Annotated in this window: 12 protein-coding genes; 6 read left to right on the forward strand and 6 right to left on the reverse strand. The window is 68.6% G+C overall.

Annotated features, from left to right (window positions below):
• Window positions 1–17: 17 nt before the first annotated feature.
• The 4 genes from D6860_RS19660 to D6860_RS19675 are packed head-to-tail and all read left to right on the forward strand — an operon-like array spanning window position 18 to window position 6,770.
• Window positions 18–1,019 (forward strand): AAA family ATPase, encoded by a 1,002-nt coding sequence (locus D6860_RS19660; protein WP_076623059.1) that lies wholly within the window; start codon window positions 18–20, stop codon window positions 1,017–1,019.
• Window positions 1,016–1,894, forward strand: coding sequence for a DUF58 domain-containing protein (locus D6860_RS19665; RefSeq protein WP_076623060.1), 879 nt, complete (start codon window positions 1,016–1,018; stop codon window positions 1,892–1,894). Before D6860_RS19660 ends, D6860_RS19665 begins: the two co-directional genes overlap by 4 nt.
• Window positions 1,891–4,734, forward strand: coding sequence for a DUF4159 domain-containing protein (locus D6860_RS19670; protein ID WP_076623061.1), 2,844 nt, complete (start codon window positions 1,891–1,893; stop codon window positions 4,732–4,734). Before D6860_RS19665 ends, D6860_RS19670 begins: the two co-directional genes overlap by 4 nt.
• Complete coding sequence (locus D6860_RS19675) at window positions 4,731–6,770, forward strand: glutamine amidotransferase (protein ID WP_076623062.1); 2,040 nt, start codon at window positions 4,731–4,733, stop codon at window positions 6,768–6,770. Before D6860_RS19670 ends, D6860_RS19675 begins: the two co-directional genes overlap by 4 nt.
• Window positions 6,771–6,786: 16 nt before the next feature.
• Here the strand turns inward: D6860_RS19675 and D6860_RS19680 are convergent, their stop codons facing one another.
• The 3 genes from D6860_RS19680 to D6860_RS19690 all read right to left on the reverse strand — a co-directional run bounded on the left by D6860_RS19680 (window position 6,787) and on the right by D6860_RS19690 (window position 9,456).
• Complete coding sequence (locus D6860_RS19680; RefSeq protein WP_017469166.1) at window positions 6,787–7,617, reverse strand: C40 family peptidase; 831 nt, start codon at window positions 7,615–7,617, stop codon at window positions 6,787–6,789.
• On the reverse strand, window positions 7,614–8,996 hold the full coding sequence (locus D6860_RS19685) for a leucyl aminopeptidase family protein (protein WP_076623063.1): 1,383 nt from the start codon (window positions 8,994–8,996) through the stop codon (window positions 7,614–7,616). Before D6860_RS19685 ends, D6860_RS19680 begins: the two co-directional genes overlap by 4 nt.
• Before the next feature lie 79 nt (window positions 8,997–9,075).
• Window positions 9,076–9,456 carry a hypothetical protein gene (locus tag D6860_RS19690; protein WP_017469189.1) on the reverse strand — a complete coding sequence of 127 codons (381 nt, stop codon included), beginning with the start codon at window positions 9,454–9,456 and terminating at the stop codon, window positions 9,076–9,078.
• 153 nt (window positions 9,457–9,609) lie between these two features.
• On the opposite strand from D6860_RS19690, the gene D6860_RS19695 reads away from it, so the two are divergent.
• Window positions 9,610–10,257 carry a carbonic anhydrase gene (locus D6860_RS19695; RefSeq protein ID WP_076623065.1) on the forward strand — a complete coding sequence of 216 codons (648 nt, stop codon included), beginning with the start codon at window positions 9,610–9,612 and terminating at the stop codon, window positions 10,255–10,257.
• A gap of 3 nt (window positions 10,258–10,260) precedes the next feature.
• Here the strand turns inward: D6860_RS19695 and D6860_RS19700 are convergent, their stop codons facing one another.
• The 3 genes from D6860_RS19700 to D6860_RS19705 form a co-directional block, all read right to left on the reverse strand.
• Window positions 10,261–10,599, reverse strand: coding sequence for a hypothetical protein (locus D6860_RS19700; RefSeq protein WP_017470126.1), 339 nt, complete (start codon window positions 10,597–10,599; stop codon window positions 10,261–10,263).
• Between the two features lie 256 nt (window positions 10,600–10,855).
• Complete coding sequence (locus D6860_RS25365; protein WP_157895870.1) at window positions 10,856–10,996, reverse strand: hypothetical protein; 141 nt, start codon at window positions 10,994–10,996, stop codon at window positions 10,856–10,858.
• 257 nt (window positions 10,997–11,253) lie between these two features.
• Window positions 11,254–12,276 carry an aspartate-semialdehyde dehydrogenase gene (locus tag D6860_RS19705; RefSeq protein ID WP_017467673.1) on the reverse strand — a complete coding sequence of 341 codons (1,023 nt, stop codon included), beginning with the start codon at window positions 12,274–12,276 and terminating at the stop codon, window positions 11,254–11,256.
• 425 nt (window positions 12,277–12,701) lie between these two features.
• Here D6860_RS19705 and D6860_RS19710 point away from each other — a divergent pair, with 425 nt between their 5' ends.
• Window positions 12,702–14,585, forward strand: coding sequence for a polysaccharide biosynthesis protein (locus D6860_RS19710; RefSeq protein ID WP_076623066.1), 1,884 nt, complete (start codon window positions 12,702–12,704; stop codon window positions 14,583–14,585).
• Window positions 14,586–14,667 lie beyond the last annotated feature (82 nt).

Raw genomic sequence — 14,667 nt, forward strand, 5'->3', positions numbered from 1 at the left:
TGCAAGGGAGTCAGACCATGGCCGAAGACCTGGTCGCCGAGATCGAGGCGCTGGAAGACAAGCTCGCCGACGCCAAGCGGGCCATCAACAGCCGCTTCATCGGGCAGGAACGGGTGGTCGAGCTCACGCTTGCGTCGCTCCTTTGCGGCGGTCATGCGCTGCTCATCGGTCTGCCGGGGCTCGGCAAGACGCGGCTGGTCGAGACGCTCTCGACGGTGATGGGCCTCGACGGCAACCGCATCCAGTTCACGCCGGACCTGATGCCGGCGGACATTCTCGGCTCCGAGGTGCTCGAGACCGGCGCCGACGGCAGCCGGGCGTTCAAGTTCATCCAGGGCCCGATCTTCTGCCAGCTGCTGATGGCCGACGAGATCAACCGCGCCTCGCCGCGCACGCAATCCGCGCTGCTGCAGGCGATGCAGGAAAAGGCGGTGACGGTCGCGGGCGAGACCCGGTCGCTCGCGCAGCCGTTCCACGTGCTGGCGACGCAGAACCCGATCGAGCAGGAGGGCACCTACCCACTGCCCGAGGCGCAGCTCGACCGTTTCCTCGTGCAGATCGACGTGGCCTATCCCGACCGCAAGACCGAGAAGGACATCCTGCTCGCCACCACCGGCACCGAGGACGCGCAGGCGCACCAGGTGTTCGACCCCGAGACGCTGATGGCGGCGCAGACGCTGCTGCGGCGGATGCCGGTGGGCGATGCCGTGGTCGAGATGATCCTCGACCTGGTGCGCGCCTTCCGCCCGGCCGAGCCCTCGGCGCCCGAGCGGGTGCGCGAGACCGTGGCATGGGGACCGGGCCCGCGCGCGGCGCAGGCGCTGATGCTGACGGTGCGCGCCCGGGCGCTGCTCGAGGGGCGGCTGGCGCCGTCTCCGGCGGACGTGCTGAACATGGCGCGCCCGGTGCTGGTGCACCGCATGGCGCTGACCTTCTCGGCCCGCGCCCGCGGCGAGGATCTCGGCGCCATCATCGACGAGGTGGCAGCCGGGCTGACGCCCAGCGAGGCCGCCGCTTGAGCGAACGCGTCACCCTCCTTCGCCGCGACGCGCAGGAAGAAGCCGCCCGTTTCCCGGCGCTGCTGGCCCGGGCGGAGCACCTGGCCGGCACCGTTCTGCTGGGCGAACACGGCAGACGGCGCGCCGGAATGGGCGACGACTTCTGGCAATACCGGCCCCTGCGGGCAGGCGACAGCGTGCGCAGCATCGACTGGCGCCGCTCGGCGCGGGGCGACGAGCAGTTCGTGCGCGAGCGCGAGTGGCAGATCGCGCAGAGCGTGCAGCTCTGGGTCGATGGCGGCGCCTCGATGCGCTTCAGTTCGGACAAGGACCTGCCGAGCAAGGGCGACCGCGCCCGGCTGATCGGGCTGGCGACGGCGATTCTGCTGATCCGGGGCGGTGAACGTGTCGGCTTCACCGGCTGGTCGCTGCCGCCGCGCAACGGCGACGTGCAGATCCTGCGGCTGTCCGAGGCGCTGTCCGAGGACGCGACCGAGGAATACTCCGAACCCGAGGCGCGCGGCATCATTCCGCACGCGCGGGCGCTGTTCGTGTCGGATTTCCTCGGCGATATCGATCCGGTCGAGGCGGCGCTGACCAAGGCCGCCGACCGGGGCGTGCGCGGCGTTCTGCTGCAGGTGCTCGATCCCACCGAGGAGAGCTTTCCGTTCAAGGGCCGCACGATCTTTCAGAGCATGGGCGGCGGCATCGCCCACGAGACGCTCAAGGCGGGCGAGCTGCGCGACCGCTACCTCGACCGGCTGAACGAGCGGAAGGACCGCCTTGACTGTTTGTCGCGGTTAACGGGCTGGCAATACATGTGCCATCATACCAGTGACAGCGCGCAATCGGCCCTGCTTTGGGTCTACCGCGCGATGGACGGAGGCCCCGGATGACCATGCTCGGCCCCCTCGGTTTCACTGCACCCTGGCTGCTGCTCGGGTTGCTGGCGCTGCCCGTTCTCTGGGTGATCCTGCGTGCCGTGCCGCCGGCGCCGATCCGGCGGATGTTCCCCGGCGTGGTGCTGCTGCTCGGCCTCAAAGACGAGGAACAGGTCACCGATCGCACCCCGTGGTGGCTGCTGCTGCTGCGGATGCTCGCGGTTGCGGCGGTGATCGTCGGGCTGGCCGGCCCCGTCCTCAACCCGCAGGAGGATCGCGCGGCCGAGGCCGGTGGCGGCCCGCTGCTGGTCGTGATGGACGCAAGCTGGTCCAGCGCGACCGACTGGCGCCAGCGCCGCGAGGCGCTCGAGTCGCTGCTCGCACGCGCCGAACGCCAGGACCGGACCGTCGCGCTCATGCGCCTGACCGCGCCGGAAGCGCCGCGGTTCCAGGTGGCGGGCGTTCTGCAAAGCCGCCTGGGCGGTATCCTTCCCGAACCGTGGGAGCCCGACGCGGCCCGCGTCGAGCAGGCGATCTCGCTGCTTCCCGAAGAGAATTTCGACACTTTCTGGATGTCCGACGGGCTCGACCGCGAGAGCCGCGAGACGATGCTCGCCGCCCTCGAGGCGCGTGGCACGGTCACCGTCTTCGAGAGCCCGCGGGCGCATTACGCGCTCACCCCACCGCGCTTCGAGGACGGGCACGTGCTGCTGACGCTGCGCCGCCTGCGCCCCGGTCCCGAGGCCGAGGTGTCGGTCGCAGGCCACGGGCTCGACCCGGCGGGCAACCCGGCGGTGCTGGTGCGCAACCGGGTGATCTTCGAGCAGTCCGCGACCGAGACAGAGCTCGAGCTGAACCTGCCCGCCGAGCTGCGCGCGCGCATCACCCGTTTCGAGATCGAGGGGGCCGGCAGTGCAGGTGCTGTCGCGCTGCCCGACGACAGCCTGCGTCGCCGCGAGGTCGCGCTGATCGCCGGCAACGAGAACCGCGAAGGGCTCGAACTGCTCTCGCCGCTGCACTTCCTGAACAAGGCGCTGGCGCCGACCGCCGACATCCTCGACGGCACGCTCGAGGACGTTCTGCCCGCCAATCCCGACGTGATCGTGCTGGCCGACGTGGCGACCCTCGCCCCCGGCGAGGAAGACGAGATTTCCGAATGGCTCGACAAGGGCGGCACACTGTTGCGCTTCGCGGGCCCGCGTCTCGCGGCAAGCGACGTGAGCCGCTCCGAGGAAGACCCGCTGATGCCGGTTCGTCTGCGCGCAGGTGGACGCAGCGTCGGCGGCGCGATGAGCTGGGGTGAACCGAAGGCATTGGCGCCCTTCACCGAGGACAGCCCCTTCTACGGGCTCGAGATTCCCGAAGACGTGACCGTGACCTCGCAGGTGATGGCGCAGCCCGACCCGACCCTCGCCAGCCGCGTGATCGCCCAGCTCACCGACGGCACGCCGCTCGTCACCCGCAAGCGGGTGGGGCAGGGGCAGGTGGTGCTGTTTCACGTGACCGCCAACGCCGAGTGGTCGTCGTTGCCGCTGTCGGGGCTCTTCGTGCAGATGCTCGAACGGCTCGCCGTGTCGTCGATGCCCGCCTCGCCAGCGCCCGAGGATCTGGCTGGCACGGTCTGGCAGCCGATCCGGGTGCTCGACGGGTTCGGCCGCGTGGTCGACGCCGGCAACCTGCCGGGCGTCGCCGGCGAGGATCTGCTCGCCGAGCCGCTCGGTCCCGAGCTTCAGCCCGGCCTTTACCAGGGCGAGGACCGCAGCCTTGCGCGCAACGTCGTGACCGCCGACACGGTGCTCGAACCGGCCGTCTGGCCCGAGCGCATCACCGTCGAGGGGCTGTCGCGGCCGCAGGAAACGCCGCTTGCGGGCTGGCTGCTGGCGCTCGCCGTGGCGCTTCTGCTGGCGGACGTGATCGCCTCGCTGGCGCTCTCGGGCCGGCTGGGTGGTGCGCGGGCCAAGGGGGGCGCCACCGCCGCCGTGCTGATCGCCGCGCTGGCGCTCGGTGCCGTGCCGACGGACGTGCGGGCGCAGGGCGCGCAGGGGGATCAGGCCGCCCCCGAGGCCGAAGAGGGTCAGGGCGAAGAGGTGCGGGGCGACGATGCCGCCGCCATCCTTGCCGCGTCCGAGGTGACGCTGGCGCATGTGCTGACCGGCGACCGCGAGCTCGACGACCTTGCCGAGGCGGGTCTGCGCGGGCTGTCGGAAACGCTGTTCTTCCGCACCTCGGTCGAGCCCGCCGACGCGGTGGGCGTGGACCTCGAGACCGACGAACTGGCGTTTTTCCCGATGCTCTACTGGCCGGTGACCCCGAGCCAGCCGATGCCGTCGGACGCGGCCTATGCCAAGCTCAACGAGTATCTCCGCTCGGGCGGCATGATCCTGTTCGACACGCGCGACGCCGACGTGGCGGGCTATGGCACGGCCTCGCCCGAGGGGCGCAAGCTGCGCGATCTCGCGGCGCCGTTGGATATTCCGCCCCTCGAGCCGGTGCCGCAGGACCATGTCCTGACCCGCACCTTCTACCTGCTGCAGGACTTCCCGGGCCGCTACACCAGCCGCGACGTCTGGGTCGAGGCCGCGCCGCCGGATGCCGAGCAGGTCGAGGGAATGCCGTTCCGCAATCTCAACGACAACGTGACCCCCGTGGTGATCGGCGGCAACGACTGGGCCGCCGCCTGGGCGATGGACGAGCGGGGCAACCCGCTGGTGCGCATCGGCTCGGGCTTTGCCGGTGAGCGCCAGCGCGAGATCGCCTACCGCTTCGGGGTCAACCTGGTGATGCACGTGCTGACAGGGAACTACAAATCCGACCAGGTCCATGTGCCTGCGTTGCTCGACAGGCTGGGCCAATGACCGGACAGATCGTCTTCGACCCGCTGCTGCCCTGGCCCGCGATCATCGCGCTGGGTGTGCTGGCCCTTCTGGGGGCGGCGCTGGCGCTCTGGCGCGGGCTCACCGGCTGGCCGCTGCGCTTCCTTGCGGGCGTCGTGCTGGTGGCGGCCCTCGCCCAGCCGTCGTTCCAGGAGGAAGACCGCGCGCCGCTGTCCGACATCGTCCTGATGGTGGTCGACAAGAGCGCCTCGCAGCGGCTTGCCGACCGCCTGCAGGTCACCGAGGATGCCGCCGAGACGCTCGAGGCGCGGCTTGAGGCGCGCCCCAACACCGAGATCCGCCGGATCGAGGTCGGCGATGGTGAGGGTGACAGCGGCACGCAGCTGATGACGGCGCTGTCCTCGGCCATGGCCGAAGAACCGCGCGGCCGCATCGCGGGGGTGTTCCTGCTGTCCGATGGTCGGCTGCACGATCTCGACCGGGCGCCGAGCCTGCCCGCGCCGATGCACCTGCTGATGACCGGGCAGGAAGACGACTGGGACCGCCGCCTCGTTGTGAAGAACGCCCCGGCCTTCGCCATCCTCGGCGAGCCGGTCACGCTGACCCTGCGGGTCGAGGATGACGGCGCCGCTCCCGGCACGCGCAATGCGCCGCTGCAGATCTCGGTCGACGGCGGCGAGCCGCAGGATTTCACCATCCCCGTGGGCGAGGACGTGGACCTGCCGATCGAATTGCCGCACGGCGGGCTCAACGTGATCCGTTTCTCGACACCCGAGGCCGAGGGCGAGCTGACCGACCGCAACAACGCGGCGCTGGTGCAGATCAACGGCGTGCGCGACCGGCTGCGGGTGCTGCTGGTGTCGGGCGAGCCGCACGCGGGCGGGCGGACGTGGCGCAATTTGCTGAAGTCCGACAGCTCGGTCGATCTCGTGCATTTCACCATCCTGCGGCCGCCCGAGAAGCAGGACGGCGTTCCGGTGACCGAGCTGTCGCTCATCGCCTTCCCGACGCGCGAGCTGTTCCTGGAGAAGATCGAGGATTTCGACCTCATCATCTTCGACCGCTACAAGCGGCGCGGCATCCTGCCGGCAATCTATCTCGACAACGTGCGCAATTACGTCGAGCAGGGCGGCGCGGTTCTGGTCGCGGCAGGGCCCGACTTTGCCAGCGCGGATTCCATCTACCGCTCTCCGCTGTCCGAGATCCTGCCTGCCGAGCCCACCGCGCGGGTGATCGACCAGGGCTACCGCCCGCAGGTCACCGACCTCGGCGACCGGCATCCCGTCACCGCCGGTCTCACCGGCGAGGAAAGCTGGGGTCGCTGGCTGCGCCAGATCGAGGTGGATCCGCTCGAGGGCGACGTGGTCATGTCCGGCGTCGACGACAAGCCGCTGCTCATCCTCGACCGCGTGGGCGAGGGGCGCGTGGCGCTGCTGGCCTCGGACCAGGCGTGGCTGTGGTCGCGCGGCTACGAGGGCGGCGGCCCGCAGCTCGACCTGCTGCGACGGCTGGCGCACTGGATGATGAAGGAGCCCGAGCTCGAGGAAGAGGCGCTCTGGGCCGAGGCGACCGGCCAGACCATGCGGATCATCCGCCGCTCGCTCGACGAGAGTGTCGGCGCGGTCACGGTCACGCGGCCCGACGGCGAGACCGAGGAGGTCCCGCTTGAAGAGGTCTCGCCCGGTCGGTTCGAGGCACTCTACGAGGGCCCCGAGATCGGCCTTTACCGCCTGTACGAGGGCGAACAGGACGCGGTCATCGGGCTGGGTCCGGCGGCGCCGAAGGAGTTCGAGCGGACCATCGCCAGCGGCGACGCGCTCGAGCCGGTGATCGACACGATGCGGGGCGGGGTCATGCCGCTGCGCGACGGCGTGCCCAGCATCCGAGCGGTAAGCGCGGGTCGGCCGGCCGCAGGCCGCGGCTGGGTCGGTATCACGCCGCGTGATGCGTTCGAGACGATGGACGTGCGGCAGATCCCGCTTCTGCCGGCATGGCTGACGCTGCTGCTGGCGGCGGGCTTCATCGTGGGGGCATGGCTGCGCGAGGGGCGGCGCTGAGCCGCCCGCCCCGTGCCTACCGCAGCCGCGCGTGACGGGTGACCGGCCCGTCGCCCTGCGCCACGATCCGCGCGATGGCGGCCTCAAGCGGCTCGTAGGCGACCGCCATGTGATGCGCGTTCGCGTGCAGAATCGTCTCGGGGTCCGACACCCAGGCCACGTGCCCTTTCCAGAACAGCAGGTCGCCCCGTTCGGGCGGGGTGCCATCGGGCAGGGTCTCGCCCAGCTCGGCCTCCTGCTGGTCGCTGTCTCCGGGACAGAAGGTTCCGCAGGCGGCGAGCCCGGCCTGCACGAGCCCCGAACAGTCGATCCCGAAGCCGGAATTGCCGCCCCAGAGGTAGGGCGTGCCAAGGTAGAGCGCCGCCACGGTGACCGGGTCGCCGGCCTGCGCGTCCGAGAGATGCGCGGTCGGAACCCAGCCGATTTCGGTCTCGGTGAACCGGTCCTCCTGCCGGCCGGCGTGAACCCCGGACAGGTGGCTCAGCGCCATGATCTCGGGCGTCTTGAGGTTCGGTTCGGCGTAGACATGCGTCTGCCGCACCGCCACCCGGTGGCGGGGCGCCGGGCGCGCGTCGGCAGAGCGCAGGGCATCCTCGGGCAGCCAGCCGGCGTAATCGGCAGCGGGCGCGATACCGAAGGCAAAGCCGTTGCGCCGCTCGAGCAGCTCGAAGGCGTCCCCGTAGCGCAGCTGGCGGTCACGCCTGCCGCCGGGGGCCGCCATGAGGTCGGCGACCGGCCGCGCCACGTAGCAGGGCAGCGGATCGACGGGCGTCAGCGAGGGAAAGTCACCGGCGCGGGCGCGGGTGACCACGCGGTCGCTGGCGGGTGTGCGGCGACGGTCGGTCACAGCTTCAGCGCCTCGGGCAACGCGGCGAGGATTGCGCGTGGGCCCTGGGCGATGCCGCCTTTGGTGCGGGCCGGCAGGGGCGCCGGGTTCCATGCGTAGATGTCGAAATGGGCGTAGCGCGGGCTGTCGGTCACGAAGCGGCGCAGGAAGAGCGCGGCGGTGATCGAGCCCGCCATGCCTCCCGCCGGCGCGTTGTCGAGATCGGCGATGCCCGGCTCGATCTTCGCCTCGTAGGGCTCCCAGAAGGGCATCCGCCACAGCGGGTCCGCCTGCGCGGTGCCCGCAGAGGAGAGCGCTGCCGCCAGCGGCTCGTCGTCGGTGTAGAACGGCGCGAGATCCGGCCCCACGGCCACCCGCGCCGCGCCGGTCAGCGTCGCCATCGAGACGATGAGGTCCGGCGTCTCCTCGTCGGCCAGCGCCAGCGCGTCGGCAAGGACAAGGCGGCCCTCGGCGTCGGTGTTGTTGATCTCGACTGTCAGCCCCTTGCGCGAGTGCAGGATGTCCTGCGGGCGGAAGCTGTCGCCTGCCACCGAGTTCTCGACCGCCGGGATCAGCACCCGCAGCCGGACGGGCAGCTTCAGCGCCATGATCGCGTGGGCGAGCCCCAGCACGTTCGCGGCACCGCCCATGTCCTTTTTCATCAGCCCCATCGAGCTGCCCGGCTTGAGGTTGAGCCCGCCGGTGTCGAAGCAGACGCCCTTGCCGACCAGCGTCAGGGCCGGGCCGCTGTCGCCCCAGCGCATGTCGATGAGCCGAGGCGCGCGCGGGCTGGCGCGGCCGACGGCGTGGATCATCGGAAAGCCGCTCTCGAGCTCGGCGCCCGAGGTGACGCTGATGCTGGCCGAGAACGTCTGTGCGAGGTCGCGCGCCGCGCCCTCCAGCTCTTCCGGGCCCATGTCCGAGGCGGGCGCGTTCACGAGGTCGCGGGTCAGCGCCTCGGCCTCGGCGAGGATCTCGATGCGGGCGGCATCGACGCCCTCGGGGGCCACGAGCTGTGCGATCTGCGGCGCTGTCCCGGCGTAGCGGGTGAAGGCATAGCCCGAAAGCAGCCAGCCGAGCGCTTCCTCGGCGGCGGCCTCATCGGGCAGGCCGGAGGCGATGCGGTAGGTGGCGGTGCCCAGCTTGCCGACGCCAGCCGCCAGTGCGAAGCGCCCTCGCTTGCGGGCCGCCGGGGTGCCGTAGCCGATCAGTGCCGCCTCTGGGGTGCCGTCGTCGCCGGGCAGCAGCAGCGCCTCGCCGATCGCGCCCTGGAAGCCGGTCGCGGCGACCCAGGCGCGGGTGCGCTCCGACTGGTCGCCAAGCCAGCCACCCAGCGCATCGGCGGCGATCACGTGCAGCGGCACCGCCTCGGCGGAAGAATCGGCAAAACGGTACGGCATGGGGGACCCTCTGGCTTGTGAGACTTCGGCCGGAGCCTAGCGTAGCAGGCGGCGCCTGCAAGGGCCCGGCCGCTGCCACTCAGACCGAGAGGTCCTGCATGTCCCATATGGCATAGAGCGAGCGTTCGCCCATGCGTGCCATTCGCGCGAGCGTGGCAGCGAGTGCGACCGGGTCGCCGTCGTCGATGCATTGCACCACGTCCCCGGCGATCCGGCTGAGCCCGCTCATGCCGATCTGCTCGGCGATGGCGCCAAGCGCGCGGGTGCATTTTCGCATCTCGGCGTATTCGCCGCTTTCATGATGGCTGTCGGCGCGCCCGAGCCGGTAGGCGAGTTCCTCCATCGCCCGGCACACCATGTTTTCCCCGGCCCGAGTGCCGACCCGGGCAAAGAGCCCTTCGAGGCGCTCGGGGTCGAGCCCCGCCTTTTCGACGGGGGAAAGCACTGAGACCTGTTCCACCGCTGCGTCCAATCCTTGCTCACGACCCCACGAGGCGGCTGGATACGGCGCGGGAGTTTCCAAAAGGTGAGACAGGTCACATTTATTCTCTCGAATTCCCGGCGAATACGGCGTATTGCCCGTGCGACATCGTGTTGCGAAGAGGAGAACGTGATGGAGGCCGCCAAACCGCTTCCGAGCTACCTTGTCCAGCGTTTCCATGGCTGGAAGGCGACGAGCTATGCCGAAAACCATGCCTGGTTCAGGCGCCTTTCGACCGAGGGCCAGCATCCGCGGGCGATGGTGATTTCCTGCTGCGACAGCCGGGTGCACGTGACCTCGATCTTCGGTGCGGACACCGGGGAATTCTTCATTCACCGCAACATCGCGAACCTCGTTCCGCCCTACGAGCCCGATGGCGATCACCACGGCACCTCGGCGGCGGTCGAATTCGCCGTGACCTCGCTGAAAGTCGCCCATGTCATCGTGATGGGCCACTCGAGCTGCGGTGGCGTGAAGGGCTGTCTCGAGATGTGTTCGGGGCGCGCACCGGCGCTCGAGGAGAAGACCAGCTTCGTCGGCCGCTGGATGGACATCCTGCGCCCCGGCTACGAGAAGGTGAAGGATCTCCCCGAGGACCGGATCTCGAAGGCGCTCGAGCACCAGGCCGTGCTGACCTCGCTCGAGAACCTGATGACCTTCCCCTTCGTGCGCGAGGCGGTCGAGAACGACGAGCTCACGCTGCACGGTCTCTGGCACGAGATCGGCAAGGGCGGGCTCGAAGCCTATGACCCCAAGGCCGGCGGTTTCGTCGAGCTCTGAGCCTTACTCGCGATGGGCCAGCTCTGCCGAGCGCCCGTCGCGGTGAAGCTTCAGCGCGGGGCGCCCGAGGCGCTGCGCCAGCGTGCGCAGCGGGGTGCCCCCATCCCGGCCGGTGCAGAGCGCCGAGCCGGTCGTATTATCCAGGATCACCATGCGTCCCTGGCGGAAGCCGACGCTGTAGCCCTTGCGGCTCAGCGCGCGCGACAGGCTCTGCCAATCGGGCGCGGTATCGAAGATCGGAAGCAGGACCTGCCGGATCAGCGCTGCGGTTTCGCAATCGAGCGGCGGGGGCAGGGTCGTGGCACCGTCACCTGCGGTGCCCGTCTGTATCTGGAAATGCATCTTCGCTCTCCTTGCCTGTTCGATGACGATGCATTTCGAATTGGGCGCGAATTTGGCGAAGGATTCATTACATTCGCGAGCGCGGCTTTCCGGTCACAACACGCTGCGCTGCCAAGGGCAGCGCCGAGGCGGCCGGTCTCCGTGAGCGGTGCATCCCCGGGAGAGAGATTGAGAGAGACGGGGATGCAAGGTCGGAGACCGGCGCCACGCCGGTGATCCGCAAGCGGATCGCCGAGAGAGAGAGCTTTGATGTGGCTCAGAGGCCGAGATAGCGAAGAACGCGGTCGACGGTGCTGATCTGGGGGCGCTCCTGGCGCCTGCAAAGCAGCAGGCTGTGGGCGGTGAGAGCTTCGAGACGGCGGCCGCGGGCGCGTTCGATGAGGACAGCAGTGGTCATGTCGGGGCTCCTTGTCAGGTGTCGTGCCCTTCTGGCCGTGTCGCGGTGCCTTCTGCCGCCGCCGATGGATCCTTTCTAACCGATGCCCCGACCCCGCGCGAGCGACCTGAGGGATAGCCGGCCGGTGTCAGAGGGGCAGGGGCCCCTATCCCTTGGAATAGGGTGGCTTCGGTGCCGACCCTGCCGGAAACGGAAAACGGGGCCCGTGCGGGCCCCGTTGTGGATGACTGGCAATGTCGTCTTCTGCCGCGAAAGGCTCAGCCCTTCTTGAGCACCTTCTGGCCGAGCGCCTCGGCGATCTGCACGGCGTTGAGCGCGGCGCCCTTGCGCAGGTTGTCCGACACGCACCAGAAGTTCAGGCCGTTGTCGATCGTCGAATCCTGACGGATGCGGCTGATGAAGGTGGCGAAATCGCCGACGCATTCGACCGGCGTGATGTAGCCACCGTCCTCGCGCTTGTCGACGACCATGATGCCGGGGGCCTCGCGCAGGATGTCGCGGGCCTCGTCTTCATCGAGGAAGTCCTCGGTCTCGATGTTGATCGCCTCGGCGTGGCCGACGAAGACCGGCACGCGCACGCAGGTGGCGGTGAGCTTGATCGACGGGTCGATGATCTTCTTCGTCTCCGCGACCATCTTCCACTCTTCCTTGGTGGAGCCGTCTTCCATGAAGACGTCGATATGCGGGATCACGTTGAAGGCGATCTGCTTGGGATACTTCTTCGGCGGCACCTCGTCGGTGGGGTTGTAGACCGACTTGGTCTGGTCCCACAGCTCGTCCATGCCTTCCTTGCCCGAGCCCGAGACCGACTGGTAGGTCGAGACCACGACGCGCTTGATCTTGGCGCGGTCGTGCAGCGGCTTCAGCGCGACGACCATCTGCGCGGTCGAGCAGTTCGGGTTGGCGATGATGTTCTTCTTGGAATAGCCCAGAACCGCGTCGGCATTCACTTCCGGCACGACCAGCGGAACGTCCGGATCGTAGCGGTAGAGCGACGAGTTGTCGATCACCACGCAGCCGGCGGCGGCCGCCTTGGGAGCGAACTCCTTCGTGGCGTCCGAGCCGATCGCGAACAGAGCGATGTCCCAGCCGCTGAAGTCGAACGTGGCGAGATCCTGGGTCTTGAGCGTCTTGTCGCCAAAGCTCACTTCCGTGCCGAGCGAGCGGCGCGATGCCAGCGCCGCGATTTCGTCGACAGGAAACTCGCGTTCGGCGAGGATGTTCAGCATTTCACGGCCCACGTTTCCCGTGGCGCCGGCGACAACGACCTTGTAGCCCATTCGGGTCTCCTTCGTTTGCGATGCGCGCACGGCGTTCCGCGGCGCGCCAGATTAGCGCGGGTCTTACCGTATGGTCCGCCTCAGTGAAAGGGGCTTGCCGGGAGGATACGCACCGTAGCGACGAATCGTTCCCGCAGAGCGCGAGTTCGCCGGCTGGTGTTTCCGCTACGCGAGGTAAGCACATCGTGAAATGGCGAAAACGGCATCACGTATCGCGCGTGATCGGTGAAAACCTGCCCATTCTCGCAGATGCAGAAATTCCATACTTGTCTAGGTATTGGGCATTCGCCTAGATGGAACGTGAATTTGATCACCCGTTAGGCAGTTGAGACACGTCATGTGCCGGTGACGTCAAGCGATCTTCTCTGGCATCAGACGCCATTTTAGCACGAAGAAGCGGACTGCGTTCGTGGAGGACGGAATACATGCTCTACAAGATCGTCACGTCTTTGACGCGGACGCAGAAACAGTTCCTCTTCATGCTGACAGACGCGGGAATGATCGCGGTCGCGATGATCTCGGCGCTGACCTTGAACGCAGCGACCCACGCGACCCATCCCGACACGATTCGCCTCACGCTCCTCGTGCTCTCTCTCGTGGTCATGGGAGGCGTCGCCTCGTGGCAGCTGGGACTGCCGAAATTCACGCTTAACGCCTATGATGCCCGCGGCATCACCCGCACCGCCGCCTTCGCGGCAATTTGCGGCCTGGGCGGCGTGGCGTTGAACGGGATGGTGGTTCCACCCCTCTCGCACGCGATCTACTTCAACTTCTCGCTGCTGCTTCTGGTGCTCTGCGTCTCATGGCGCTTCCTGCTGCGCTACGCCACGCTCGAGATCTACCGTCGTGGCATGAACCGGATGCGGGTGCTGATCTACGGCGCCGGCCAGACCGGGCAGCAGCTTGCCGTGGCCCTGAGGCACGACAACGCCATCGAGCCGGTGGCTTTCATCGACGACAACCCGACGCTGCAGAGCCAGGTCGTCGCCGGCCTGCGGGTCCATGCCCCCTCGGCGGTCAAGGAGTTGATTGCGCGCAAGGGCATCGAACGCGTGGTGCTGGCCATGCCGTCGATCAGCCAGCCGCAACTGGCCCGCATCGCGCATCGCCTGCGCCAGATCGGCTGCGAGGTGCACGCGCTGCCGTCCTTCGCCGAACTGGTGGGAGAGGGCGAACTGAAAAAGCGCGTCTCGCCGGTGTCGCTCGATGACCTTCTCGGCCGCAACCGGCTGGAGTCCGAACTCCCGGGCGTGAGCCACGCCTATACCGGCCGCCGCATCGTCATCACCGGTGCAGGCGGTTCGATCGGCTCGGAGCTTTGCCGCCAGCTCATCGCCTGCAAGCCCGAGTGCGTCGTTCTGGTCGATCACTCCGAGCTCGGCCTCTACAACATCGACAAGGAACTGCGCGACCTGACCCGGGGCAGCGGCATGACCATCGTGCCGGTGCTTGGCTCGGTGCTCGACGAGACGCTGATGGCCCGCATCATGGCGGAGCATCGCATCGAGGTGGTGCTGCACGCGGCCGCCTACAAGCACCTGCCGCTGGTCGAATGCAACGTGCTGTCGGGCCTGAACAACAACGTCATCGGCACCAAGATCCTCGCCGAGGTCGCCCGCGAGGCCGGGGTCGAGCGCTTCATCCTCGTGTCCTCGGACAAGGCCGTGCGCCCGACCAACGTCATGGGCGCCTCGAAACGGCTGGCCGAACTGGTGGTGCAGGATCTCGCGACCCGCAGCACCGGCACCCGCTTCTCGATGGTCCGCTTCGGGAATGTCCTTGGCTCGTCCGGCTCGGTCATCCCGCTCTTCGAGGAGCAGATCGCGCGCGGCGGGCCCGTCACGCTGACCGATCCCAAGGTCACGCGCTATTTCATGACCATCTCGGAAGCTGCACGGCTGGTGCTGCTCGCCGGATCCTTTGCCCGGGGCGGCGACGTCTTCGTGCTCGACATGGGCGAGCCGGTGCCGATCCGCAAGCTGGCCCGCCAGATGATCGAGGGGGCCGGCTACACGGTCAAGGACGGCGACCACCCCGACGGCGACATCGAGATCAAGATCACCGGCCTGCGCAAGGGCGAGAAGCTGCACGAAGAGCTTCTGATCTCCTCCGACATGCTGACCACGCCGCACCACAAGATCCTGCGCGCGCAGGAGAGCTACCTGTCGGAGTTCGAGATCGCCACCGCCATGAAGGACCTGCGCAACGCCATCGCCGCCACCGACGAGGACATGGCGCATGGCATCATTGCCCGCTGGGTCGAGCACGGCGAGAAGGATGCCGAGGCGACCGAAGCGAAACGGCTCTGAACCCCGGCTTCGGGGGCTTCGCCCCTCACGAATGACCGGACGAAAAAAGGGCAGCCTCGGGCCGCCCTTTTTGCATTTTGAT

Source organism: Salipiger sp. D13, assembly GCF_003703915.1.
Taxonomy (GTDB): Bacteria; Pseudomonadota; Alphaproteobacteria; order Rhodobacterales; family Rhodobacteraceae; genus Salipiger; species Salipiger profundus.

What these genes read in the sequence shown, in the direction of transcription:
- D6860_RS19660 (WP_076623059.1), top strand. Translation starts at nt 18, where the DNA reads ATGGCCGAAGACCTGGTCGCCGAGATCGAGGCGCTGGAAGACAAGCTC.
- D6860_RS19700 (WP_017470126.1), bottom strand. Translation starts at nt 10,599, where the DNA reads ATGCATTTCCAGATACAGACGGGCACCGCAGGTGACGGTGCCACGACC.
- D6860_RS25365 (WP_157895870.1), bottom strand. Translation starts at nt 10,996, where the DNA reads ATGACCACTGCTGTCCTCATCGAACGCGCCCGCGGCCGCCGTCTCGAA.
- D6860_RS19670 (WP_076623061.1), top strand. Translation starts at nt 1,891, where the DNA reads ATGACCATGCTCGGCCCCCTCGGTTTCACTGCACCCTGGCTGCTGCTC.
- D6860_RS19710 (WP_076623066.1), top strand. Translation starts at nt 12,702, where the DNA reads ATGCTCTACAAGATCGTCACGTCTTTGACGCGGACGCAGAAACAGTTC.
- D6860_RS19695 (WP_076623065.1), top strand. Translation starts at nt 9,610, where the DNA reads ATGGAGGCCGCCAAACCGCTTCCGAGCTACCTTGTCCAGCGTTTCCAT.
- D6860_RS19705 (WP_017467673.1), bottom strand. Translation starts at nt 12,276, where the DNA reads ATGGGCTACAAGGTCGTTGTCGCCGGCGCCACGGGAAACGTGGGCCGT.
- D6860_RS19685 (WP_076623063.1), bottom strand. Translation starts at nt 8,996, where the DNA reads ATGCCGTACCGTTTTGCCGATTCTTCCGCCGAGGCGGTGCCGCTGCAC.
- D6860_RS19675 (WP_076623062.1), top strand. Translation starts at nt 4,731, where the DNA reads ATGACCGGACAGATCGTCTTCGACCCGCTGCTGCCCTGGCCCGCGATC.